The organism is Sphaerochaeta associata (assembly GCF_022869165.1).
In the GTDB taxonomy this organism is placed as follows: domain Bacteria; phylum Spirochaetota; class Spirochaetia; order Sphaerochaetales; family Sphaerochaetaceae; genus Sphaerochaeta; species Sphaerochaeta associata.
The window spans coordinates 700,160-723,476 of record NZ_CP094929.1; the positions used below are offsets into that span (position 1 = coordinate 700,160).

The 23,317-nt window shown below is 52.2% G+C and carries 23 protein-coding genes and 1 pseudogene; 9 read left to right on the forward strand and 15 right to left on the reverse strand.

Annotated features, from left to right (window positions below):
- Nucleotides 1-203 precede the first annotated feature (203 nt).
- From MUG09_RS03185 to MUG09_RS03215, 7 genes are all read right to left on the reverse strand, one after another.
- The gene (locus tag MUG09_RS03185) at nt 204-1,148 is read right to left on the reverse strand and encodes an ABC transporter permease (protein ID WP_244773491.1); all 945 of its coding nucleotides are present in this window, start codon (nt 1,146-1,148) and stop codon (nt 204-206) included.
- Nucleotides 1,145-2,248 carry an ABC transporter permease gene (locus MUG09_RS03190; protein WP_244773492.1) on the reverse strand — a complete coding sequence of 368 codons (1,104 nt, stop codon included), beginning with the start codon at nt 2,246-2,248 and terminating at the stop codon, nt 1,145-1,147. Before MUG09_RS03190 ends, MUG09_RS03185 begins: the two co-directional genes overlap by 4 nt.
- The gene (locus MUG09_RS03195) at nt 2,232-3,770 is read right to left on the reverse strand and encodes an ABC transporter ATP-binding protein (protein WP_244773493.1); all 1,539 of its coding nucleotides are present in this window, start codon (nt 3,768-3,770) and stop codon (nt 2,232-2,234) included. The genes MUG09_RS03190 and MUG09_RS03195 overlap by 17 nt, the downstream gene beginning before the upstream one ends.
- A 75-nt stretch (nt 3,771-3,845) precedes the next feature.
- Nucleotides 3,846-4,877 (reverse strand): BMP family protein, encoded by a 1,032-nt coding sequence (locus MUG09_RS03200; RefSeq protein ID WP_244773494.1) that lies wholly within the window; start codon nt 4,875-4,877, stop codon nt 3,846-3,848.
- A gap of 243 nt (nt 4,878-5,120) precedes the next feature.
- Nucleotides 5,121-6,020: a 1-phosphofructokinase family hexose kinase gene (locus tag MUG09_RS03205; RefSeq protein WP_244773495.1), complete on the reverse strand. Its 900-nt coding sequence runs from the start codon at nt 6,018-6,020 to the stop codon at nt 5,121-5,123.
- Nucleotides 6,017-6,502 carry a deoxycytidylate deaminase gene (locus tag MUG09_RS03210; RefSeq protein ID WP_244773496.1) on the reverse strand — a complete coding sequence of 162 codons (486 nt, stop codon included), beginning with the start codon at nt 6,500-6,502 and terminating at the stop codon, nt 6,017-6,019. Before MUG09_RS03210 ends, MUG09_RS03205 begins: the two co-directional genes overlap by 4 nt.
- Nucleotides 6,495-7,394 carry an alpha/beta hydrolase gene (locus MUG09_RS03215; RefSeq protein WP_244773504.1) on the reverse strand — a complete coding sequence of 300 codons (900 nt, stop codon included), beginning with the start codon at nt 7,392-7,394 and terminating at the stop codon, nt 6,495-6,497. The genes MUG09_RS03210 and MUG09_RS03215 overlap by 8 nt, the downstream gene beginning before the upstream one ends.
- 122 nt (nt 7,395-7,516) lie before the next feature.
- Between MUG09_RS03215 and MUG09_RS03220 the strand changes: the two genes are divergently transcribed.
- A complete protein-coding gene (locus MUG09_RS03220) occupies nt 7,517-8,059 on the forward strand; it encodes a hypothetical protein (protein WP_244773506.1) in 543 nt (180 codons plus the stop codon).
- A gap of 60 nt (nt 8,060-8,119) precedes the next feature.
- Here the strand turns inward: MUG09_RS03220 and MUG09_RS03225 are convergent, their stop codons facing one another.
- Genes MUG09_RS03225 through MUG09_RS03235 form a run of 3 tightly spaced genes read right to left on the reverse strand, consistent with a single transcriptional unit; the run spans nt 8,120 to nt 11,465 of the window.
- Nucleotides 8,120-9,322, reverse strand: coding sequence for a sodium ion-translocating decarboxylase subunit beta (locus MUG09_RS03225; RefSeq protein ID WP_244773508.1), 1,203 nt, complete (start codon nt 9,320-9,322; stop codon nt 8,120-8,122).
- 13 nt (nt 9,323-9,335) lie between these two features.
- Nucleotides 9,336-11,162: a biotin/lipoyl-containing protein gene (locus MUG09_RS03230; RefSeq protein ID WP_244773510.1), complete on the reverse strand. Its 1,827-nt coding sequence runs from the start codon at nt 11,160-11,162 to the stop codon at nt 9,336-9,338.
- A gap of 24 nt (nt 11,163-11,186) precedes the next feature.
- On the reverse strand, nt 11,187-11,465 hold the full coding sequence (locus MUG09_RS03235) for an OadG family protein (RefSeq protein WP_244773512.1): 279 nt from the start codon (nt 11,463-11,465) through the stop codon (nt 11,187-11,189).
- Nucleotides 11,466-11,854: 389 nt separating this feature from the next.
- On the opposite strand from MUG09_RS03235, the gene MUG09_RS03240 reads away from it, so the two are divergent.
- From MUG09_RS03240 to MUG09_RS03250, 3 genes are read left to right on the forward strand one after another with little or no spacing between them, the layout of a single operon-like run.
- Nucleotides 11,855-12,784, forward strand: a complete 930-nt coding sequence (locus MUG09_RS03240) for an Mrp/NBP35 family ATP-binding protein (RefSeq protein ID WP_244773514.1) — start codon at nt 11,855-11,857, stop codon at nt 12,782-12,784.
- A gap of 3 nt (nt 12,785-12,787) precedes the next feature.
- A complete protein-coding gene (locus MUG09_RS03245) occupies nt 12,788-13,402 on the forward strand; it encodes an NUDIX hydrolase (protein ID WP_244773516.1) in 615 nt (204 codons plus the stop codon).
- A 13-nt stretch (nt 13,403-13,415) separates the two neighbouring features.
- Nucleotides 13,416-14,126, forward strand: a complete 711-nt coding sequence (locus MUG09_RS03250) for an SIMPL domain-containing protein (protein ID WP_244773518.1) — start codon at nt 13,416-13,418, stop codon at nt 14,124-14,126.
- A 257-nt stretch (nt 14,127-14,383) separates the two neighbouring features.
- Here the strand turns inward: MUG09_RS03250 and MUG09_RS03255 are convergent, their stop codons facing one another.
- A complete protein-coding gene (locus MUG09_RS03255) occupies nt 14,384-15,466 on the reverse strand; it encodes a hypothetical protein (RefSeq protein ID WP_244773520.1) in 1,083 nt (360 codons plus the stop codon).
- 478 nt (nt 15,467-15,944) lie between these two features.
- Here MUG09_RS03255 and MUG09_RS03260 point away from each other — a divergent pair, with 478 nt between their 5' ends.
- Both MUG09_RS03260 and MUG09_RS03265 read left to right on the forward strand, forming a co-directional pair.
- Entirely contained in the window at nt 15,945-16,187 is a 243-nt protein-coding gene (locus tag MUG09_RS03260; protein WP_244773522.1) for a type II toxin-antitoxin system prevent-host-death family antitoxin, read from the forward strand.
- Nucleotides 16,184-16,423, forward strand: a complete 240-nt coding sequence (locus MUG09_RS03265) for a type II toxin-antitoxin system death-on-curing family toxin (protein WP_280529381.1) — start codon at nt 16,184-16,186, stop codon at nt 16,421-16,423. The genes MUG09_RS03260 and MUG09_RS03265 overlap by 4 nt, the downstream gene beginning before the upstream one ends.
- A 75-nt stretch (nt 16,424-16,498) precedes the next feature.
- Here the strand turns inward: MUG09_RS03265 and MUG09_RS03270 are convergent, their stop codons facing one another.
- Nucleotides 16,499-17,140: a GntR family transcriptional regulator gene (locus tag MUG09_RS03270; RefSeq protein WP_244773524.1), complete on the reverse strand. Its 642-nt coding sequence runs from the start codon at nt 17,138-17,140 to the stop codon at nt 16,499-16,501.
- A gap of 285 nt (nt 17,141-17,425) precedes the next feature.
- On the opposite strand from MUG09_RS03270, the gene MUG09_RS03275 reads away from it, so the two are divergent.
- Both MUG09_RS03275 and MUG09_RS03280 read left to right on the forward strand, forming a co-directional pair.
- Complete coding sequence (locus MUG09_RS03275; protein WP_244773525.1) at nt 17,426-17,569, forward strand: hypothetical protein; 144 nt, start codon at nt 17,426-17,428, stop codon at nt 17,567-17,569.
- A 31-nt stretch (nt 17,570-17,600) separates the two neighbouring features.
- A pseudogene (locus MUG09_RS03280) lies at nt 17,601-18,230 on the forward strand (dihydrodipicolinate synthase family protein); the annotation flags it as partial.
- 59 nt (nt 18,231-18,289) lie between these two features.
- Here the strand turns inward: MUG09_RS03280 and MUG09_RS03285 are convergent.
- Both MUG09_RS03285 and MUG09_RS03290 read right to left on the reverse strand, forming a co-directional pair.
- Entirely contained in the window at nt 18,290-19,258 is a 969-nt protein-coding gene (locus MUG09_RS03285; protein ID WP_244773527.1) for an NAD(P)H-dependent glycerol-3-phosphate dehydrogenase, read from the reverse strand.
- Nucleotides 19,234-19,716: a GNAT family N-acetyltransferase gene (locus MUG09_RS03290; protein WP_244773528.1), complete on the reverse strand. Its 483-nt coding sequence runs from the start codon at nt 19,714-19,716 to the stop codon at nt 19,234-19,236. The genes MUG09_RS03285 and MUG09_RS03290 overlap by 25 nt, the downstream gene beginning before the upstream one ends.
- Nucleotides 19,717-19,823: 107 nt before the next feature.
- Here MUG09_RS03290 and MUG09_RS03295 point away from each other — a divergent pair, with 107 nt between their 5' ends.
- Nucleotides 19,824-20,948 carry an NAD(P)/FAD-dependent oxidoreductase gene (locus MUG09_RS03295; RefSeq protein ID WP_244773529.1) on the forward strand — a complete coding sequence of 375 codons (1,125 nt, stop codon included), beginning with the start codon at nt 19,824-19,826 and terminating at the stop codon, nt 20,946-20,948.
- Here the strand turns inward: MUG09_RS03295 and MUG09_RS03300 are convergent.
- Nucleotides 20,934-23,288, reverse strand: a complete 2,355-nt coding sequence (locus MUG09_RS03300; protein WP_244773530.1) for an alpha-galactosidase — start codon at nt 23,286-23,288, stop codon at nt 20,934-20,936. The genes MUG09_RS03295 and MUG09_RS03300 overlap by 15 nt on opposite strands.
- Between the last annotated feature and the right edge of the window lie 29 nt (nt 23,289-23,317).

A 23,317-nucleotide genomic window follows, 5' to 3' on the forward strand; every position in this document is an offset into this window, starting at 1 on the left:
TTAGCGTCAGCATCCAAGAAGGGATGCCACGGTCTGTGATGCTATACGTCCACATTGTTTCAATGTATTCTTAAAAAGTCAATATCTTGTTGCAATATAAGACTTTTGTTGCAGTTGCTTGTTGCAGGAATCGAAACGAGTTCCCCCCAGTGATACAGAAAGGCAGGAATTTGCAACACATCTTCCTGCCTTTGTTTCAAAACCTAAATTCGCTTCTCCCGGTTGAAGGGCTGTCCAAGGGCGGTCGGCCCGAGCAACTGGCTCTCCCTGCTGAACGCAAGGACCACGATGACCATCATATAGGGAAGCATGACGGCGAACTCATAGGGGAAGTTGATTCCCTGTCCCTGGATGGCCAGCTGCAAGGCTTGCGCCAAACTGAACAGCAGAGCTCCTCCCATGATCTTCACCGGATGCCAGTGACCGAAGTACACCAGCGCTACGGCAATGAAGCCGCGACCAGCAATGATCTCATCACTGAACATCTTTGCCTGACAGAGGCTCAGGTAGGCTCCGGCAAGTCCTGCCAAAGCTCCGCCGACGGCCAAAGCCTGGAAGCGCACTCTGTTGACCTGGATGCCGATCGAGTCGGCAGCCCTGGGATTGGTTCCTACAGCTCGGACCCTCAGTCCCCAGGGGGTCTTGAAGAGTATGTACCAAGCGACAGGAACAAAGAGGAATGCAAGGTAGACGAGCACATTGTGGCTGAAGAAAATCGGGCCCAGGATGGGGATTTTCGAAAGTCCGGGAATCGGGAAGTTGTCGATGCCGGGAACCGACTGGGTTCCTCCGATGAAGTGACGGAACAAGGTACCGGCAGTACCGACGCCGAACATCTGCAGCCCTATTCCGGCAATGCCCTGCGGAGCGCGGAAGGTGACGACGACAAACCCGAAGAGCATGCCGAAGAGGGCTCCCACTCCCATAGCCAGAGCAAGACCGAGAACGTTGTAGATGCCCGGGGTGGGACCGCCTTGTCCGATGCTGTAGGGAATGAGCATGCCCAGGAAGGCTCCCATGGCCATAATGCCTTCACAACCGAGATTGAACACTCCGGCACGTTGGTTGAACATCTCCCCAAGGGATGCGATAAGCAGGGCGACGGAGAAGGGAATGCCCAAGCTAAGGATGTTTACGAAAAAGTTCATGCTTCCACCTCCTTGGTTTTGTTGCTTCGCTTCTGCACCTTGCGCCAGACCTTTTCCATCAGGTAGGGGTCGGCGAGGATCATCTTGGTGGCAACGATGACTAAAATGATGATTCCCTGCAGTACATTGACCATGTTTGCAGGAACCCCGACCATGCGTTGGGTCATATCGGCGCCGACGATCAAGAGGCCGAAGAAGAATGAGGCGGGAATGATTCCAGCCGGATGCAGACCTCCGAAGAGCGCCACAACGATGCCGGAGAAGCCGTAGCCACCCGTAATGCCCTCAATGGCTCTTCGATGGACACCGGCGATTTCTATGGCGCCGGCCATACCGGCAAAGGCCCCGCTGATGACCATTGCGATCACCAGGTACCACGTCACGCTGATCCCTCCGTACTTGGCCGCCCGGCTGCTGGCCCCCGCCGCCCGCATCTTATACCCATAGCTGGTTTTCCACAGCAGGAAGAAGATGAGCAGGGCGAGGATGAGGGCGAAGAACAAGCCGGTGTGCAGACGGGTTCCGGGAAGAAACCTTCCCAACCAGAGATTGCGCGAGAGGCGCATCGACTGGGGGGTTCCGCTTCCCATGGTGAGTTCTGCCGGATCGAGCATCGGTCCGCGCAAGAGGAAGGTATAGAACTGAGCCGCAATATAGTTGAGCATTACCGTCGAGAGCAGCTCGCTGACCTGCAGCTTCGCCTTGAGGAAGCCGGGAATGAAGCCCCAGAAGCCACCGCTGATCGCTCCGGCAAGCACAGCCATCGGGAGCAGGACCGGCTTGGGAAGCTCGGGGAAGGCGAGGGCCACTGCCGTGGTGCCCAGAATTCCCATTGCCATCTGGCCTTCAGCGCCGATATTGATGATGCCGCTGCGATAGGCGACCGATATTCCCAATGCGATGATGGTCAGAGGAATCGCCCTGAGCAGTACCTCGCTGAGTTGCAAGGTTGTCTTCAACGGCTCGAAGAGGATTACCATGTATGTCTTCAATACATCGGCACCGATGGTCATCAGAATGATGGATCCGATCAACATCGCAGCCAAAATGGCCAGAATGATGATGGAAACCTTGTAAAGTAGCTTAAACTGTTTGGTCATCTTTCACTCCTGCCATCAAGATTCCCAGGCTGCGGCGATTGGCATCCTTGCGTTCCAAAACCTTCTGGATCTGGCCCTTGAAAATGACTGCAACGCGGTCGGAGAGGTCGAGTATCTCATCAAGCTCTTCACTGATGAGCAGTATTCCTATTCCTTCCCTGCGTTTCTCCAGCAGCTGCTTATGGATGAACTCGGCAGCACCGAGGTCCAAGCCTCTGATCGGGTAGACGGCTATCAAAAACTTCGGCTTTCGCGAGAGCTCGCGGGCGAGGATCACCTTCTGGATGTTTCCACCTGAAAGAGAGCCGGCGGCCACTGCGATGTTGGGGCTGCGGATATCGAACTTCACCCTCAGGTCGTTGGCATTCTTGTCGATCGCCTTGTTGTTGAGGAATGAGTGCTTGGAAAACTCTTCTCGCTCGGTATCCTTGAGTATGAGGTTTTCCTTCAATGAGAACGAGGGGACTATACCCTCGGTATTGCGCTCTTCGGGGATGTAGCCCATACCGGCTTGGATGATGTAATGCGGGCTCTTGTTTGCAATATTCTCCCCATAGAAGACGATTTCCCCGCTTTCCACTTTGCGCAGTCCGTTGATCGCTTCGGCCAGCTCACGCTGCCCGTTGCCCGATACACCGGCGAGACCGATGATCTCTCCGCAGCGGATGGTCAGGTTCAAGTCCTTGAGGGCCAGAAAGCCGCGGTCGCTTTTCACGTTCAGGTTCCGGATATCCAGCACCGGCGTTCCGTTGCAGGCGGCTTCCTCGTTCAAGGGAAGTTCCACCTCATGGCCGGTCATTAGCGCTGCGATGTCGGAAGGGGAGTGCTCATTGGTATTTCCTTCAAAGACCACCGCCCCATGGCGGAGAATGGTGATTTTATCCGAAAGGTCCTTGACCTCCTGCAGCTTGTGGCTGATGAAGATGATGGACAACTCACTGCTCATTCGCTTGAGCAGGACGATCAGCTCATCGGTTTCCTGGGGTGTCAGCGCACTGGTGGGTTCATCGAGGATGAGAAACCGTGCACCGAGACAGAGTGTCTTGACCAGCTCAACCCGCTGCTGTTCGCCGACGGATAGCTGCCAAATATACGCATCGGGGTCCACGAGGAGCCCGTATTTTTTCGAAATTTCATCGATGCGCTCCCGTACCATAGCCAAGTCGAGCTTGACAAACGACCAAGCCTGCTTGTAGCCGAGGGCGATATTTTCAAGAACCGTCATATTGGGAACCAGCATGTACTGCTGGTGCACCATGCCAAGGCCTGCGGCAAAGGCATCGTTGGGGGAACGGAAATGCACTTCTTCCCCGTTGATGAGAATTCTTCCTTCATCAGGCTGGTACAGACCCATGAGAATGTTCATCAAGGTGGTCTTGCCAGCGCCATTTTCGCCTACCAACGCCAAAACTTCGCCCTCTCCGATGGACAGGGTAATGTCATCACTTGCCAAGACACCGGGAAAGCGCTTGGTGATGTGCTCCATTTTGAGGCTGGTGATTTTCTTTGTGGTGAGTTCCATGGATTAAAACCTCCGTGGGGATTCAAAAAAACCAGTCATGCAGGGATTTTCCGCATGACTGGCAGTGATGCACTATTAAAGCTTGGAGTAATCTACGGAAGTGTAGTTGACGGTACCGGCCTTGGCCTTGAAGGATGCAATTGCTTCGTTGACCTTGGTCTCGATGGCGCCGGTGTACTTGTCCTTCAGTGCAGCGTTGAATTGGAATACAAATCCACCGTTGTTGAAGTTCATAGGAATGACTTCACCGCCCTTCACACCCTTGTCAAGTTTTTCGACAAAGCCGATGATGACAGAGGCATAGTTGTAGGAAGAAGCTGCAATTACCTTGTAGCCTTCGGCGATGTTGATCTGGGCGATATCCTGACCAACCCACCAGATGTCCTGGGTGCGGTAGTCGGCAACTGCGCGCAGAGCTCCGAGAGCCTGCTGGCTGGAACCGGTCAATACGTCTGCACCGGCCCTGATCTGGGACTGGGCGATCTCACCGGCCTTCACGAAATCACTGAAGGAACCGGAGTGGGCGACCATGACCTTGGCCTTGGGATTGACAGCCTGTACGCCAAGGACGAAACCGCGGTTGTAACGAGCGGCGTCACCGGCGTCGACGGGACCGACCAGACCGATGATGTTCTTCTTGGTGGTCATGCCGGCGATGAGGCCGGAGAGATAACCGGTCTCTTCACTTTCGGGCATGTAGGTGAAAACGTTCTTCGGCCCGATTTCTGCTGAGGTTCCAAAGGCAAAGGATACATCAGGATACTCTTCAGCCATTTCGAGGATGAGGTTCTTGTACTGTGCGCCGTGGGCGATGATGATGTCATATCCCTGGGCGACATACTGGCGAGCGGCGCTGCCGGCATCGACAGGCTTCATCTTCTCGGTGTAGCTGTACTCGATGCGGCCGGGAAGCTGCTTCTGAGCTGCGATGATGCCGTCATGCATGGCCTGGCACCAACCCTTGTCGTCAATGGTGTTTTCAATGATCAGTGCAACCTTGACTGTGTTTGAGTCCTTTGCTGCAGGTGCCGTTTCGGCTGCGCCTGCTGCAAAGATTGCAGAGCTAACGAGCGCGAGACAGAGCACGATTGTCAGAATCTTTTTCATACAAGTTCTCCTCTGTAAATATCTATCCCACCAGGGTGGGATTTGAAGCTGGATTCAGTATAGAGTGAGATAGTTTGCCTGTCAAAAGAAATTGCTTTTCCTGCAGTAAATTAATATCGATTGAATTACGCTAAGTATGATTTTTTCCATGAAAATTTGCGAAAATTCATAATTTAATGTTGCAAATTTAGCGATTACTCAATCTTTGAAAACTTCTTTGCACCAATGGTCTTGGCTGAAAATCTAGAAAATCGTACCCGGTCGGACTGTTTTTGCGTTCTTTGTTGCAATCTTTGTTGCGTATTGTACCGCTTGTTGCAAATTTGTACTCTTGTATAAGGCCACAGTCAAGGCCGCTCCCAGGCTGTCCCCGCATCCGATGGTATTGACCGCCTTCACTTGCTCAATCGGTACACAAAAGAACTCGGCTGACTGAACCCATACCTCCTGACTGCCTCGAGAGAGAACTGTAGAAGTATGATGCTCTTGATGGATCTGCTTCAATATCGGCTTTATTTTCTCTTCAAGTTCACCAGTTTCCTCCTGCTCCCCGACAGTAAGGCCGAGGAAGGTTTGTGCAGCTTCGCTGAGGTTCGGCTTGATGACATCGACTCCGAAGGGGAGGCATCGCTTCAGGTCCTCTCCCTTCAAATCGAGCAGTACAAAGAGGTTTCGCTCTTTTGCTTCCTTGACAAAGTCGGCATAGAGGTTGGGTGAGTACCCGGGAGCCCGCGTTCCACAAATAATGAGAGCGTCGCTTCTCTGGATTGCCTCGCTGAAAAGTTTTCGTACAGGCCCCTCGGTGCTGCTGTCGACCGGATACGGTTCTTCCACCAATTCGGTGGCCTTGCCGTCTGAGAGGATGGTGGTGCAGGTGCGGATTTCACTGTGGCTGTCCGCCCATAGGATTTCGACTTTATCCTTCTTGCACAGACTCAGCATCTCCTCGACCCTCGGCCCCCCGAGGTGTGTGAGCAACATGCTTTCCTCACCCAACTGGCTTACGATCCGGGCTGTGTTCATGCCTTTTCCCGAGGCGTCGAGATAGTGCTCGGCGGCACGGTTCACTTCCCCGATCTTGAAATCAGAAAAGAGAAGCGTGTTTTGAAACGTCGGATTGAGGCAGACGGTGAGGACTCTCATTGCATCTGTACCAGAATGCTTGCATGAGCCGGTTCAAGCTTTCGGTAGGTTACCCCGGTTTGGTCGAACATCCATTTGGAGGCCTTTGTATTCTCTGCATCCGCATATTTGTCGGAGAGATACACGACCTCCCTGATCCCGCTTTGAATGATTGCCTTGGCGCACTCGTTGCAGGGAAAGAGCCCGACATAGAGGGAGCAGCCTTTCAGACTGCTGCTGATGGCATTCAAAATCGCATTGAGTTCGGCGTGGCACACATACGGGTACTTGGTATCCAGCCAGTCCCCTTCACGTTCCCAGGGCACTTCGTCGTCATTCACTCCGATGGGAAAGCCGTTGTAACCCACCCCAACGATCTTATGATCGGCATTGACGATGCAGGCTCCCACCTGGGTGTTGGGGTCCTTGCTGCGCATGGATGAGAGGACGGCTACCCCCATGAAATATTCGTCCCAGCTGATGTAGTCTTTGCGTTTAGGCATTGGCTTTCTCCTTGTCCTGTAAAAATTCCAAAATGCTATCGGTAAGTGATGCTTGGATTGAGTGGTAGGAGAGAAGGGAGTGGCGACCGTGATTGAAATTTCCCATCTTGGTCTCCAAACTTCGGAACTCCCTGCTCTTCTGCTCGCGTTCAATGATCTTCAGATTCTTGAACGGTATGATGCGGTCGTTGACATCATGGATGGAGAAGAGGGGGCACGTGATCGTTCCCAACTTCTTTCTGACCTGTCTCATTGCATGGACCAGGCTCAGACCCGGTCGAACGAATGTTCCTCCATAGCCATACCAGACTTCGCTGCCGTCCTCTCCCTTGCCGTTTCCATCGATGACGTGTGCGTTGAAGGAAGGGACGAACAGAGCAACAGTCCGGGCGAAGTATTGCCTCCAATCGGTGAAAATCCACTCCTTCATACTGTTGTAGACAACCGGGGCTGCGATGGTCACCAGCTTGTCCGGCTCTTTGTCCGTATTGCAGTAGAGCTCGCCGAGTTTGAGTGTCATCATGCCTCCCATGCTGGTGCCCAGCACATAGAGCGTGTCATACCTGGCCCTCAAGTCCTCATAGCAGCGGCTGAGATATCCAAACCATTGGGTGAAGGTGGTATTCTCAAGATCCTTGGGGTCGGTTCCGAATCCGGGCATCAGAGGTGCGTACACATCAAATCCTGCATCGAACAAGCGCTTTGCGCTGTAGCTGTACATCGCAGGGGTGGAGGGAAATCCATGAACCAAGAGAATCGCCGTGTTGCTGCCTTGTGTGTAGGTTATGCTCTTTGCCTGCTCGCTGAACACTTTCGATTCATCGGTTGCAAGCATGTGTGTCTGTTTGTCCTTATATCCGATGAGGGTGGTGTTCCAGAGAACGAATAGCATGAGTAAGAGTACAATGAGTATCCACATAGCCAGTACTATAGCCTACCACAGTGGTGAAGAAAAGTGGGAATTGGGATTATGGAGGGAAAGACAGGGCGGACAAGTGGTGGTACTGTTAACGTATGAGAAGAAAATCAATCTACGCAACCGCCCTGTTGTTGCTTACGCTTGCAACTCCCTTGGTTGGAAAGAGTGCAGTATTCGACCATTACACGCATGCTTTGGGCGTACAAGGCGGAAGGCTGGCGGGTTTTGGCGCAAGCTACCAGAAGTGGTACCCCTCCTTTGGATTTCAGATTGCCGGCGGAGCTTTTTTCCATCCGAATATGGAGGAGGGCCGCGACCGCTTTGCGTACAACATCGGAGCGGAGGTTCAGTACCCGCTGATAAGCCACACCATCACCTCGTTTCTTGGAGGGCGTGTATACCTGGCAGCCGGCTTGCATCATCGGCGTTACCAGGAAGCCGAGGGAGATGAAACCATTGGATACACACCTGCTGACATCGTTACACAGTTCGGTGCAGGTGCGGGCATCGGGGTGGAGACTGTCTTGTTCGAACACTTCTCATTGGGCACCGAGTTCGTGTACATAGGGCTCTACACCACCGATGGCACGATTGATGTTGAAATGTCTCCACAGCTGAGCATCCGTTATCGATTCTGAGCTGGACAAGAAAAAGGCTGTCCCCAACAAGGAGACAGCCTCTTTAATGCAGCTACTTGCTTACATGGGCAAGTGAGTCATCATATACGGGACAACTGCGAGCAACACACCGGCAGCAACGGCAGAACCGATGACTCCGGCTACGTTCGGACCCATGGCATGCATGAGCAAAAAGTTCTGGGGATCATACTCTTGGCCGACCTTGCTGGACACACGGGCTGCCATCGGTACTGCAGAAACACCTGCGCTTCCGATGAGCGGATTGACCGGGTGTTTGGGGTCAAGCTTGTTCATCAGCTTTGCCAACAGTACTCCACCGGCGGTACCGAGACTGAATGCCACCATGCCGAGGAACAGGATTCCAAGTGTATTGAGGTTGAGGAAGTGGGTGGCTTCCATCTTCGAACCGACAGAGAGGCCGAGGAAAATCGTAACGATGTTCATCAGGGCGTTCTGCATGGTGTCGGAAAGACGGTTGACTACTCCACACTCCTTGGCCAGGTTACCGAACATCAGAGCACCGATGAGCGGGGTGGCTGACGGAAGGAGGACTGCGCAGGTGGACAGTACAAGAATCGGGAAAATGATTTTCTCAATCTTTGAAACCGGTCTGAGCTGCTGCATCTTGATCAATCTCTCTTCCTTGGTGGTAAGAGCACGCATGATCGGGGGCTGGATGATGGGAACCAGGGCCATGTAGCTGTATGCAGCTACGGCGATGGGTCCCAACAGATTCGGGGCCAGTCGGCTGGTAACATAGATGGCCGTAGGACCGTCGGCACCACCGATGATGCCGATCGAGGCGGCAGCAAACAGGTCGAAGTTGATCCCGGGAATGAAGCTCAAGGCCAGGGCACCGAGGAGGGCAACGAATATGCCAAGCTGGGCGGCTGCTCCGAGGAGCAGGGTCTTGGGATTGGCAATGAGCGGACCGAAATCGGTCATTGCACCTACACCCATGAAGATCAAGATCGGGAAGAGCCCGGTGTCGATACCCATGTCGAACAGCAGCTTGATGAAACCGGCAGCCCCGGTTGAAGGATCAACACTGGCGATGAACCCCATGGGGATGTTCGAAAGGATGCAACCGAACCCGATCGGTACGAGCAAGAGGGGCTCGAAGCCCTTCTTGATGGCAAGATAGAGGAGGACGAAGCCGATCAGTATCATAATCAAATTGCCGATACCGAAGCCTTCCACCATCCCCATGAATCCGTACAGTCCTGTGGACTGCCAGAGTTGATTAAACGCAGAACCAATCATCTCAGAATCTCCTTTACGCGATTACGAGCAATTCGTCGTCGCTCTGCATCTGCTGGCCTTGGCTTACAGAAACCTTGGTTACCACGCCGTCGCACGGTGCGAAGATTTCATTCTCCATCTTCATGGCTTCCATGATCATCACGACCTGGTTCTTGGTAACCTTCTGACCTTCCTTCACCTCGATGCGGAGGATCAAGCCGGGCATCGGAGCCTTTAAGGAAACTGCTTCGTGAGTAGGTGCAGCAGCGGCAGCAGGAGCATTGGAGGCAACAGCCTTGGAAGCCTCGATGGCCTTCTCGTCGATACCGAACCCAACGTTCAGCGGATAGCTGGTGCCGTTGACGGTGGCATTGTCCTTGCCGAGCTTGACGCCGTATGCTTTGCCGTTGACGGTTACAGTATACTCGCCCTTCTTCTTGGCGGCTTCTTCCTCACGGTTGATCTTGTACATACCGTTCACCTGTGACTTGCCGGTAAGGAAGAGGATTCCCTTCTCCTTGCAGGAAGCTGCGATGAAGATATTCTCGTCGGTGATGGGCAGGCCTTCCTTCTCAAGCATGGCCTTTGCTGCTGCAACACCCTTCTTGGGATCCTTCTCGTTGATGTCCACAACCTTCTCGGTGGTGGGCTTCAGACCCAGTGCCTCGGAGCAAGCCTTTACGACTTCTGCGTCGGGGGCGACGGGAGTCTTGCCGAAATACCCAAGCACCATCTTTCCATACCCTTCCGCAATCTTCTTCCAAGGTCCGAACATGACGTTGTTGAAGGCCTGCTGGAAGTAGAACTGGGAGACTGGGGTGACGGAGGTTCCGTAACCGCCCTTGGCAACAGTCTCGGCCATGGCTTCAACAATGGCGGGATACTTGTCCATCAGGTTGTTGTCCCTGAGCATCTGGGTGTTTGCAGTGAGTGCTCCACCGGGAAGCGGGGAGAAGGTGATCTCGGGAGTGACGGTCATTGCTTCGGGGGGGATGATGTAGTCTTTCATGCAATCCTGGAATACTGCCTCAGCTTCGCGGATCTTCTTGATGTCGATGCCGAGGTCGAAGTCGGTATTGCGCAGGGCGTGCCACATGGTGATGATGTCGGGCTGGCAGGTGCCGCCGGAGACAGGCATCATGGAAAGGTCGACCTGGTTTGCACCAGCTTCGAGTGCGCACATGTACTGCTGGATACAGACACCGGCGGTATCATGGCTGTGGAATACAATGTTCATGTCCTTGCCCAGCATCTTGCGGGCGCGCTTGACGGTTTCGTATACATAAGCAGGGGTGGAGGTACCGCTGGCGTCCTTGAAGCAGACGGACTGGAATTCGATGCCGGCATCAAGAATCTGCTTGAGCGTGGCTTCATAGAAGTCGGGGTCGTGTGCTCCGGTGGTTCCCGGGGGAAGGCTCATCATGGTGACAACGACTTCATGGCGCAGGCCTGCATTGACGATGGACCGACCGCTGTCGATGAGGTTGTTGACGTCATTGAGGGCGTCAAAGTTACGGATGGTGGAGATGCCGTGCTTTTTGAAGAGCTTGGCGTGCAGGTCGATGATGTCCCTGGAGTAGGAGTCAAGTCCGACGACGTTGACACCGCGTGAAAGTGTCTGCAGATCGGCATCGGCTCCGGCAACTCTGCGGAACTCGTCCATCATTTCGAAGGCGTCCTCATTTGAGTAGAAGTACGGCGACTGAAAACGAGCACCGCCGCCGGCTTCGAAGTGGGTGATGCCAGCCTCACGGGCTGCAGCAACTGCGGGCATGAAATCCTTGGTGAATACGCGTGCGCCATACACGGACTGGAAGCCGTCGCGGAACGCGGTGCACATGAACTTGACTTGTTTTTTCATTTGGAATTGTCCTCCGGGTGTTACTTATTCTTTCGACTTGGCGAATGCGGCCACGATGGCTGCTGCAATGTCTGCATCACTTGCAGGACTTGCAGAAATGGTGGCGGCAGAGGGACTGATCACGGCGGCAGCTGGTTTCTTTGCAGGTGCTATCTTTCTAGCAATGGCGCTCATGCCTTTGGTAAGAAAGACCAGCAATGTAAGAAACACAAACACCGTAGCAAGTCCCAAGATCATGAGGATAACCCCATACTCCAGCTGGGCGATTAACTGCTCTTTCGGTAGTTGCGCTAAGAATACCATACGAACTCCTAATAAGGTTTATAGTGACCGTAGCCAATGACTACGAGAAACGCACTGGTACTGAGTATATCGGAATCAGAGGGGGCGTTTCAAGTAAAGGTAGGATAAATGGTTAGGTTAATTCTGAAAAATATGAAACGGAATTGCAATAGTACACAGTTTTCATAAAACCCCACAGAGCCGGGGATCGGGAATTTTTCTAGGCAGGTAAAGCAGTTGTTCCGACTTGAAGAAACAGCAGCCTCCCGATTTCTTACGATAAAACCAAATTACAGGTAAAAAGACGCTTCTTGTACTGTGAGCCCTGCCTGGAGGCAGTTCTCTTGTCTGTTTTCACTCTTTATCGTAAGGTACAAAGGGCTTGCGTGCCGAAGGAGAACGAATAAAGAATGTCTGAAGGTGTGGATTTTGCACAGAGGATTGCCGAGGACAAGGCAATCAGGAATCATCTGGATAAGATAGGGCGGAAAATTCTGATCATGAGCGGAAAGGGCGGTGTGGGAAAGACTACGGTAACGGTCAACCTTGCCAATGCCTTGGTCGACAGCGGCTGCACAGTGGGTATTCTGGATACCGACCTGCATGGACCGAATGTGGCGAAGATGCTGGGCTGCGAGGCAGGGATTCTCACCACCGAGGACGGCGGTGACACCTTCTTTCCCGTAGAGGCACGCCCCGGCCTGAAAGTCATGAGCCTGGCTTTTGCCATCAGTGAACCGGACAGCCCCATTGTCTGGCGAGGTCCGATGAAAATTGCCGCAATCCGTCAGTTCCTCGCCCAGGCCGACTGGGGCGAACTGGATTACCTTCTCATCGACTCTCCTCCGGGAACAGGTGATGAGCAGCTCACCGTCTGTCAGACAATTCCCGAGTTGACCGGTACCATCATTGTCACCACTCCCCAGGAAGTAGCCATACTGGACGCCAGACGAAGTGTGAACTTCTCACGCAAAATGGGCGTTGCCATTTTGGGAGTCGTGGAGAACATGAGCGGCCTTATCTGCCCGGGCTGCGGTACCGAGATTCCCATTTTTGGTATCGGCGGCGGCAAGAAGATGTCTGAGCAGATGAGTGTGCCCTTCTTGGGCAGGGTTCCCTTGGAGGTTGCGATCATGGAGGCCGAGGATGCGGGAAAGAGCTATTTGAGCCTGCAGCCCGAAAGTGTCTCGGCCAAGGCGATCAAGGATATCGCCCTGTTGATCAACAGCGGAACAGCAGTTTCTTCGCACCGCAGCACTGAATTTGCAGGAACCGCTTCCTGTGCTCCCTCCGCCTGCTCAAGTTGCAGCAGCAATTGTCCCTCACGCAAAGGAGTGTGAATCATGTTCGATCCGTTCACCCATGACGATGGAAGAGCAAATACTCACTTGATGTGGAAGTCCGGCAAGCGGGAACAGGTTTTCAAAGGTCCTATTTTCGATATTTGCACCGTGCAACGCACCAGCAGTGATGGGCGCAGTGCCACCTTCATCGAAGTCGATTGTCCGAAATGGGTGACGATTATTCCTTGGTTTCGTAACGATGACGGAGTGCCGATGTTTGTCATGGTGGATCAGTTCCGCCATGGCTCGGCAACCGTCACGCGGGAATTTCCCGCCGGTGTGGTGGAGAAGGGCGAAGATCCCATGGATGCCGGCCTCAGGGAACTGAAGGAAGAGACAGGTTTGGAAGGTACCAGGGTGACTGCATTGGGAGACGTCAGCCCCAACTCTGCCTTTATGAACAACAGGTCCTACTTCTACTTGGTCGAGCATGTGAAGCACACCAGCGGTCAGGAGCTCGATCCGAATGAGCAGCTTGAGGTGCTTTCCATCCCGGTGCAGACTGTCATCGACCGGATGGGGACGGGCATCTATGACAATGGAATCATGATGATCGCCTTGGGCTACTTCCTCAGGGAAGCAAGGAAAAGACCTGAGCTGGTCACTATTCGATAGGTAAGGAGTGAGAATGAAACAGAAACGAATCGCTGTGGTAGGTGTTTTGATTGCAATCGTAGTGCTATTGAGTTCTTGTATGTCCAATAAGGACCTGGTGCGAACCATCGAGGTATCGGCGACCGGGGAAGTGACGCTTGCCCCCGATATCGCCTCCTTCTCCATCCAGGTAAGCGAGCTGGGAAAAACCACCAGTGAGGCACAGAACTTCGCCAATGAGAAAATGGCGCAACTACTTTCCATCATGAGAAAGAACGGGATTGAAGAGAAGGACATCAAGACTACGATGCTCAACCTTAGGCCCAGTTACCAGTGGATAGAGGGAAAGCAGTATTTGGAGGGCCAGGTCGCCAGTCAGACGCTTTCGGTAACACTGCGTAAGCTTGAGAACCTCGGAAGCCTGATCGACCAACTTGGAGAGGTAAGCGGCATCTACCTGAACTCGGTAATGCTGGACAAGGAAGATAAATCGATAGGTTTGGAGGAAGCTCGTCAGCAGGCCGTCCAGAAGGCTCTTGCAAAGGCAGAGCTCTATGCAAGGGGGGCTCAAATGCAGGTTGGAAAACCAATTACAATCAGTGAGTACTCCACAGCTTCCAACCCCTACAACAGCCGCCTGAAGATGGCGATGGCCAGTGAAGCAGCCTATGACATGGCTACTGAGATCCCCGCAGGCACGATGACTGTCACTTCCACGGTCTCAATGGTCTTGGAAATGTATTGAAATCGAAGACGTAATTGTTTTTTCTGCAAGTGCTTAGAAATTTTTTGAAAAAAGGCTTAACAGAAGCTATGATTACTGATATAGTGTAGATGTCCGAACGGTTAGGCGATTGACTTATGTCATGAATATCCTACCGAATGTCCTGCTCGTTTTTTTCCCCCTCATATCTGAGGTAACGACAGGTACACTCCCGCGCTATTGCGGAACTCCTTCAAGGGTGCAAGCTTGGGGGAGTTTTTTATTTGTCTCTAATCCACCTAAATATGGTCTTGCGGGGTTATTGTAACGTATATCGTGTCACAATACGTTCCCTCCGGAACAGAATCGACTTGTGATGCAGAGATGCCTTTGACGTATACATTCTGATAATACGTAGTATTGTTGCCGTAAAAACCATCCCACAAAATCCTCTGGCCGCCGATGACATCTTGTCCCAGAAAAAACAGGCAGTAGTCGATTGCATAGTCACCCATATTATTATTCCTATGCATACAGAAAGCTTCTGAATTAGCATAGTTTGAAAATGTAATATATACTCCATAAGAAATTGCAGTGTTGTATGGACTTACTTCAGTAAGGTATAGTTGGAATTGGGCTATTTGGGCCTTGCCTGTGGCAAATACTTCGTCAAGAGAGAATGGGAAGTTGTTTTGAATAGTGAGTATGTATCGCTCAGGATGAAACTCAACACTACCGGAATCGACTCCGATATAGGGGCTGGTCGCAGAAGGAGAAAGCCCAATAATTGGAAGATCAATCCTTCCAGGTTCCCAGATGGTTTTATTTGGAGCTGCAATTGCAACGGTGAAAGTTCCAAAATCTCCTTCATCGATGATGTACTTTCCATTGGGTTTCAATTGTGATCCTGAAAAGTGTTTGTCCACATTAGCCACATATAAATCAACAATGAATGTAGACTCGTCAATACCGTTGCTACCTGTAGTTGTTAGCGGGACTTTCCCTGCATTGGGTGAAAGTCGATTCAACACTAAGGATCCATCAAGGCGGTACACAGCGTGTGGATATAGATTGATGGTATAGTTATTGTCATACACCGGGCCGTATGCATTAGAGCCCCATGAGTACGGCCCGGTAATATTCCATGTGTTGTTGGTTGCAATGGCAATTAATGATGGATCGTAGATGGGTGTTGTATCATCAGCACTACGTTGGAATGTCAAGGTTCCTAAATGAGCTCCGAAGTTCCGGGGCTCAAATGGCAGAGGCAGTGAGGCTTGAATAAACAAAGTGGGTTCCATGTCATATGTGACTGTGACGGTAGAAAACAAAGAAGTAGTAATACACAGCAAAATGACAATCAAGTGTATTGGTTTTTGCATACTCCAATAGTGTTGTAATGCCTGCTATCTGTCAATAATAGAACTCATAATTTGCATTATTTATCAGACAATTTCAGATATGGGGCAACTTTCCTGTTTTTCTCTCAATTCGAATAAAGTTGTACGAAAAGCTGGCTTCTTTTAACCCGTTAGGTTTGGGAAAAGGTTGCAATTCAGCGATATGGGTTTGTAAGCGTATTTTACGGATAGGAATCCGCAATTTACACACTGCTTCGCGTATACGCATTACGCTTGCGCCACAGGTGGGCGAAGAGAAAAAACTCCTTGACATTCACAGTGTATATACAGCGATCATTCCAGCGCATTCAACTCCATGCCAATTACAAGTCATTATCTATACTCGAACTCTGATTTTTCCCGGTTAATTGGAGGTTCATATAAATTGTAGTGAATAAATAGGTTGAATATATCCTAAAAATAAGGGATATTTGAATATGCCCCCAGAGGAGGTGGTCATATGCTGATCGACATGAAAAACTTGGTATCCATCACCGAAGCAAATCGAAATTTCTCGAAGGTGGCAAGAGCAGTGGATGAAAACGGCTCAGTGGTAATTTTGAAAAATAACGCTCCTCGTTATGTTTTGGTGTCTTTCGAACAAATAATGGCAGCCGAGCAAGTCGGGGATGATGAGTTGTTGGAAATCTCCAGGCGTACATTCAACCTCCATGCAAAGGCGTATAAAGAACTCGCAAGATGAGGCGAATCAGCGTAGGCCAGGTCCTGCTTATTCACACGTATCTCATAGAAGTTTCGGGAGGGATGGACGGTATCCGTGATTATCGGTTATTGGATTCTGCAGTACAGGCACCATTTCAGACATTTGACGGTGAGGATCTATACCCCGGAAGCATGAGAAAAGCAGCCGCACTATGTTTCGGACTTATCCAGAACCATCCCTTTATTGACGGGAACAGGTTGAAGGTGTGTTTTTAAGGCAGGGTGTTTCCCGAACAGAGCTTGGAGAGACGATGATCCGGACAATCTCCATGGTGCCTCAGAATATGTTGCCTACACCCTGCTTCGCTTATAGGCATTGCGCTTGCGCCACAGGTGGGCGAACATGAACTTCTCGCCCTTGGTGGCATCATGCGCTTCAAGGTAGGCAAGAATCTTGCGGTGCTCCTCCTGTGTCTGGATCTTTCCTTGGTTTGAGAGTCTCTGATAAAAGAGCAGGCTGTTGGTGTTCAGATTCAATCTGCTGAATGTGGTCAGCAGGATTGCATTGTTTGATGCACGCACCATCTCCAGGTGAAACTGGAAGTGCAGGTCGCTGAAGTGCATCACCTCATCGGGCTTGTCCATGTCACAGGTGTCCATCTCATCCAGGATGGCAGCGAAGGGAGCGATGTCCACTTCATTCTCGCAGTTGAGACGGAAGGCAAGGCTTTCCAGGTATGTGCGGATCTCTGCAATATGCTGGTAGTCCTTGAGGGTGAGTTCCTTGACATAGCTGCCGCTCTGAGGGAGGACTGTGACGAACCCATCCTGTTCAAGGCGCTTGATCGCTTCCCGCACGGGAGTGCGCGAGCAGCTGTAGTCGACTGAAAGGGAGTTCTCACTGAGCTTGCTGCCAGGTATATACTCGTTCTTCAGAATCTTGTCCCGTATGTCATCATAAATTTGGTCGATTACCGCAGTACGTGTTGCCATAATTTCCTTATTCTAGCACTCTTATGCATACTTCTCAAAAGAATCTTGTCATTTGATGTTACTTGTATTGAGCAATACTATAAACTAGAATACAAGAAAAGTCAAAGATTAGATTGAGTTACTACAAAAACCCAAGCATTTTGTATGTTGTAAAATACAATAAATATAAATATTATAATATAATAGTGTTTTTCTTGGAAAATCTTTACCTGCTATTGATTCTTTTCATAGACAAACCGGAAAACACAAACTAGCATACAAGTATCAACAAAAAACACTTTGGCTATGAATAAAAAAGGAGAAGAGCATGAAAAGCTATCGCTTCTAGCACTGTCAATCTTGCTTATCCTGATGACCTCACCCGTATTTGGTGCAGGTTCCAAGGAAGCAGCCGGCACTGCATCCGACGGGAAAGTGAGCATCACGTAGTGGGCCTTCCCCTCCTTCGGCCAGGCATGCAGCTTCGTGCAATGTGGCAGCCATCTCCTCGGTCCCTCCATTCTACTGGAAGTTCTCATCCGATGAGGTGGTGCGGTATTACCAGGAGATCAGCGCTTCGGTCGACCTTTCCATGATCGTCTACAACGTCGCCCTCGCTGCAACGATGGATTTCTCCACGATCAAGCGTTTGGCAACCATTGCCGGCGTGGAGGAGATAAAATACACGGCAAGTTCTCACCATGAGATACTGAGAATCAAGGAAGAAATCGGTCCTGACTTCAAGATTTACTCGGGTAGTGATGAGATGGCCCTCTCGGGTCTCGCCTACGGTTCCGATGGTCTGATCGGCAGTTTCTACAATGTCATTCCTGAGCTCTTCATCAAGCTCTTTCATGCGTACAAGCAGAAGGACTGGGAGATTGCCAAGCAGTTGCAGACCCAGGCCGATATGATCATATTCAGCGTGCTCAAGCATCCGATGCACGCAAGCATGAAGCGCATGCTCTCCTGGATCGGAGTCGAAGCCGGTTTTGCAAGAAGCCCGTTCTCATCTCTATCAAAGGCTGATGAAGTGCTTTTGAAAGAAGAACTGAAGAGATTGAAACACACCTGCCACATCCAAGACGTGGAAGTGCTGAAGGCTCTGTAGATAATGGAGTTTCTTCCGACCAAGCCCCATTTCATCAATGAGATGGGGCTTGCCCACGTCTATGCAAACACCGCCGCCATATAGTCGTTGATGGACTCTCCCTCGTACATCAGCCGATAGAGGGCCTGCACCAGGGGGTACTCCTCCTGTACGCCCTTTTGCCGGGTGATCTCTCCCATGAGCTTGACGGTCCTGCTACCTTCAATGACGGTGGCCGAAGTCCCGCTGTTGTCGATCGAGAAGCCCTTTCCCATCAGAAGGCCCAGTGTTCGGTTGCGTGAGAGGTCATTCAGGCTGGTAAGCCCGAGGTCCCCGATGCCGCAGTAACAGAAGATGGTGTCGGTGCTGCACTCAAAGAGGGCGAGGAACTTCTTCATCTCCGAGACCGCCTTGGTGTAGATGAGGAAGTCGACGTTGGGGGAGTTGAATCTTCCGCTGACAAGTCCGATTGCTATGGCGTACATGTTCTTGAGAATACTCATCAGCTCCACCGAACGGATATCGCTGGTGTAGTCGAGATAAAGACCGGTATCCTTGAGGATGTTCTCCTTGAGCACCAGATAGTCCTCCTTCCTGCCTCCGAAGGTGAAGGAAGAGGGAAGGCCGTGCAGGACCTCGATGGCGAAGGTAGGCCCCTTCATGCTTGCCGTGCGGGTGAAGGGGATTTGCTCGGTGATGAAGGCTCCGTCGTCACTCATACCCTTTGCAAGATTGATCACCATGCAGTCGTCCTTGGTCAGGGCTTTGATCTCCTCGGTGAAGGAGACTATCGCCTTCGAAGGAATGACCAAAAGAATGCAGTCGGCCGAGCGGAAAATCTGTTTGTCGCTTGTGGCTCGAATGCTGGTATTCAAGAAATGGGTGGGAAAATACTTGGTGTTTCTATGATTCTTATTGATATCCTCAACCACATCCTCTTCAATTGACCAAAGGATGACGGTATTGGTGGTATTCCATGAGAGCCGTTCGGCCATGGCCGTGCCGAAGACGCCGGCTCCCGCGATTATGATGGTCTTGTGATGGTACAAGGCAAAACTCCTTTCTTGTGCGGCCAGATCATGGTTTTATGAGGGATGTCAGCTTCGTAGAAGATTGTCGGGTCTTCAACAACGAATCCCAAATGTTGGTAAAACCCTTCGCTCTGGACCTGTGCGTGGATATAGATCGGACCATCAGCCAATGCCAGGGCACAGCGTACCAGCAATTCACCCAAGCCTTGCTTACGGTATTCGCGCATGATTGCAATCCGTTCAAGCTTGGTGCCATCGTCAGTCTTCTGTATCCTGAGCGTGCCTGCAGCTTCATCCCCGAAGAGGAGCAACAGGTGGGCGCAAGAGGAATCCTTGCCGTCGAAATCGATGGCTTCGCTGACGCCCTGTTCCTTCACGAAGACAGAACGGCGTACCTGCTGACACAGAGCGAGGTACGCTGCATTGGTTGGAAGCGAGGCGGCCCCTGCTTCCAGATATATGACAGTCTGTTCCATTCCGTCCATAATATAGAGAAGCAGCCGTTGCTGGCAAGAGTGGTTCTATCCTTTCTGGACATCCTTCCCCCTCTTAGGGTAGCCTCTGAGGGAAGAAGGAGTTCTTTATGAACGTAATAATCATTGGAAACGGGGTGGCAGGGGCAACGGTAGCATCCAAGCTTGCAGCAAAGGGTGTATCTGTTCAGCTGTTCAGTGAAGAGCCGGTAGGGTTCTACAGCCGAATTTTGCTTCCGCAGGCCCTTTGTGACAAGGATGCCCTGCAGGACCTGATCGCCAAGACCGATCCTCCCTACCTGCAAAAGCGTGCAGCCACTGCCATCGATCCCGAGAAGAAGCTTGTCTATAGCGGAAATACCGCATTTAGTTACGATAAACTGGTCATCGCCACCGGCAGCCGGTCGCGCATGCTCGATATTTTCTCCTGCACCGATGGTGCCTGCGCCCTGAGAACCTTCAGCGATGCCCAGAATATCGGAGAAACCATCGAGAACCCTGTCGTTGTCCTGGGCGGAGGTCTGTTGGGATTGGAGACCGCCCTCTGGGTGAAAAGGAAGGGCTATGAGGTGACCGTCCTTGAAGCCGCCGACCGCATTCTTGTGCGTCAGTTGGACACAGAGGGTGCTTCGATTCTCAAGGCACACCTGGAAGCACAGGGCTTGGTCATCAAGGAAGGGGTGAAGACCCAGGCGCAGAAGCTGGATCTGGGCGGCCACATCAGGGCTTTGGTGACCGAGGGGGAAGAGGAGGTGCCATGCCGCACCCTGTTGCTCTCTTTGGGGGTACTGCCTGAGATCACCCTGGCGAAGGCGGCAGGGCTGAAAACCAATCGCGGCATTGTAGTCGACCAATACCTGCAAACGAGCAACAGCGATATTCTTGCCATCGGCGACTGCGCCGAGTACGAGGGTCGGGTTCCGGGCATTATCCCGGTCGCCCTGGCCATGGCTGAGACCGCTGCAGCCAATCTATTGGGTGAGCACAAGTCCTATCAGACACCGGTGCTCTTCACCCGCTTCAAGGGTGACGGGCTGGATGTGGTCAGCGTAGGTTCCATCGATGGGCCTGCCCTGAAGAAGCGGACAGGCAACCGGTATGAAGCCTATTTCGTGCAGGACGGCAAGCTCAAGGGAGCTATTCTGGTGGGAAGTACAGAGCACTTGGGCTTTGTACGTTCCCACTATCAGAAAGAGGTTTCGCAGGAAGAGATGGCAACCTTACTTGCTTTCTAGGTTGATCTTCTTGAAGATGTAGATCCTGTTGCCGAAGTCTCCCAGCACCCGGGTCATGGCATCATAACCGGTACCACCGAACTGTTGGTTCAGCTTGATGCCGCCGTAGGCTACCTGTTCGCCGCTGACCCTGTAGTGCTCGATTTCGCTCTCCAGCGAGATGGCCTTGCTGATCGTATCCTGGGCAAGGCCTCCCTCGGTGATGGGAACGGGGCTGACCCGGTTGAGCAGATCGCCGAACATCTTGATGTCGATCTTCTGCTGGCGGGGAAACACCTCGTAGACGGCGTTCAGGTCCACCGCTTCCACCCTCAGCTTGTCGGCACCCGGGTTGGGCTGGTTGAGCTTTTGGGCGAAGAGAACGAGCAGCTCGCTCTTGTCGTGGCTGGCAACCGCCCACACCACTTGGTTGGAGTGGCTGTTCGCCAGCTTGATGCGGGTGAAATTCCCATATTGAAGCAAGGAGCGATGGGCTTTGTAGAAGGCGATCTGACTTCTGATCGCCTCTTTCTGCTGGCCTTTGAGCTTGGTGATGTCAAGCTCATAACCCAGTACCCCGAAGGCAGCCACGTTGAAGCGGGCTTCCAGGTCGGTTCTTCGCAGCGTCTGGTGGTTTGGAGATGTACTGACATGGCTGCCCATCGTTGAGAGAGGATAGCCGCAGCTGGTTCCCTCCTGGATATAGAGCCTGCACAGGGCGTCGGTGTTATCGCTGGTCCATGTCTGACTCATATAGCAAAGCATGCCTAGGTCGAAGCGATTCCCTCCGCTTGCACAGGATTCGAAGAGGACGTTCGGGAAGGCCTTGGTGAGCCTGTCGAGCAGGTCGTAGAGCCCCAGCACATACCGGTGGTAGAACTCCCCATGATTGCGAATCTCGGCGTTCGCACTGTAGATGTCGCTGAAGACGCGGTTCATATCCCACTTGATATAGTTCACATCGGCCAGGTGCCAGGTTTCGGACAGGTTCTTGAACAGATGATCCCGCACTTCCTGCCTGCTCAGGTCGAGAATATACTGGTTGCGTCCGACACTCGGTCTGCGACCGGGGATTGCAATCATCCAATCGGGATGTTTCTTGTACAGCTGGCTCTCGATGCTGACCATCTCCGGTTCCACCCAGAGGCCGAACATCATGCCCAAGCGGTGTACCTCAAGGCTTAACCCCGCCAGACCCGAAGGAAGTTTCTTCGGGTTCACCGTCCAATCTCCGAGGCTGGTGGTGTCGTCGTTGCGCAGGCCGAACCATCCGTCGTCGAGTACAAAGAGCTCGATTCCGAGGTCGGCGCTCTCTTTTGCAAGGTTGAGCAGCTTGTCCTCATTGAAGTTGAAGTAGGTGGCTTCCCAGTTGTTGATGAGGACCGGACGCTCCCTCAGCTTCCACGTTCCTCTGACGATATGGTTGTTTATGAAGTGATGGAAGTTCTGACTGGCCCCGTTCATGCCCTGGTGGGAGTAGGTAAGGACTGCCTCAGGGGATTGGAAGCGGTCTTGCGGGCTCAGATCCCAGCTGAAGGTCGCCGGGTTTATGCCGGTCATCACCCGGATTTTCCCATAGGGTGAGACTTCAACCAACTCGCGGTGGTTGCCGCTGTAGACGAGGTTCATGCCGATGCACTCCCCGTCGTCCTTCTTGAGGAATATGCAGGGGTTGTGGTCGGCACTGGAGACACCGGTTTTGCTGTCATTGATGTAGATTCCCGGCAGCAGCGGTCGCTCATTCATGTACCGCTCCCTCGCCCAGGCTCCGTCGAAGGTGACCAGGTTCCAGTCATCGGCATCGAGATCGAGCTGTGCCGAGGCAAGGCCCTTGATACGGACGCTGTTTGTGCCGTCGTTGTAGATGGTCGCCCTTCGGGTGATGACATCGCTGTCCTCGAAGACTGTGTACGTCAGTGCCATACGCAGGGGCAGGCTAGTCTCCTTCAGGGTTATTTCCAGCGTTGTACAGGTGCTCTTGTCTCCGTATGACTCGGGCAGTCCACTGAAGGTCCTTGGCTTCCCGGGAAGGATTCGAAAGCTCTTTACGATGAAATCGAGGGTTTGCATGCCTCGTGAGTACTCGATATTGACCGAACACTCTCGATAGTCCCCCTTTCCCATGGTAGAATACTCCATGCAGAGGTTCGTGAGATATAATGTCGGGTTGTCGCTGTCATATGCCGTACTCGTTCCGATGTTCAGGCTTCGTTTCTCTGCAAGGGCATCGATGCTGAGCGTGGGATTGGAAAGGAGCCTTCCGTAGTAAAGGTGCTCAAGGTGTCCGGTTTCCGTTATCGCAAACAGATAGCTGGTATGCTTGGTCGAAAGGTTGAACAGTCGGTCTTTCTTGGAAATCATGAATCTGCACTCCTTGCATAAGTCGGCGG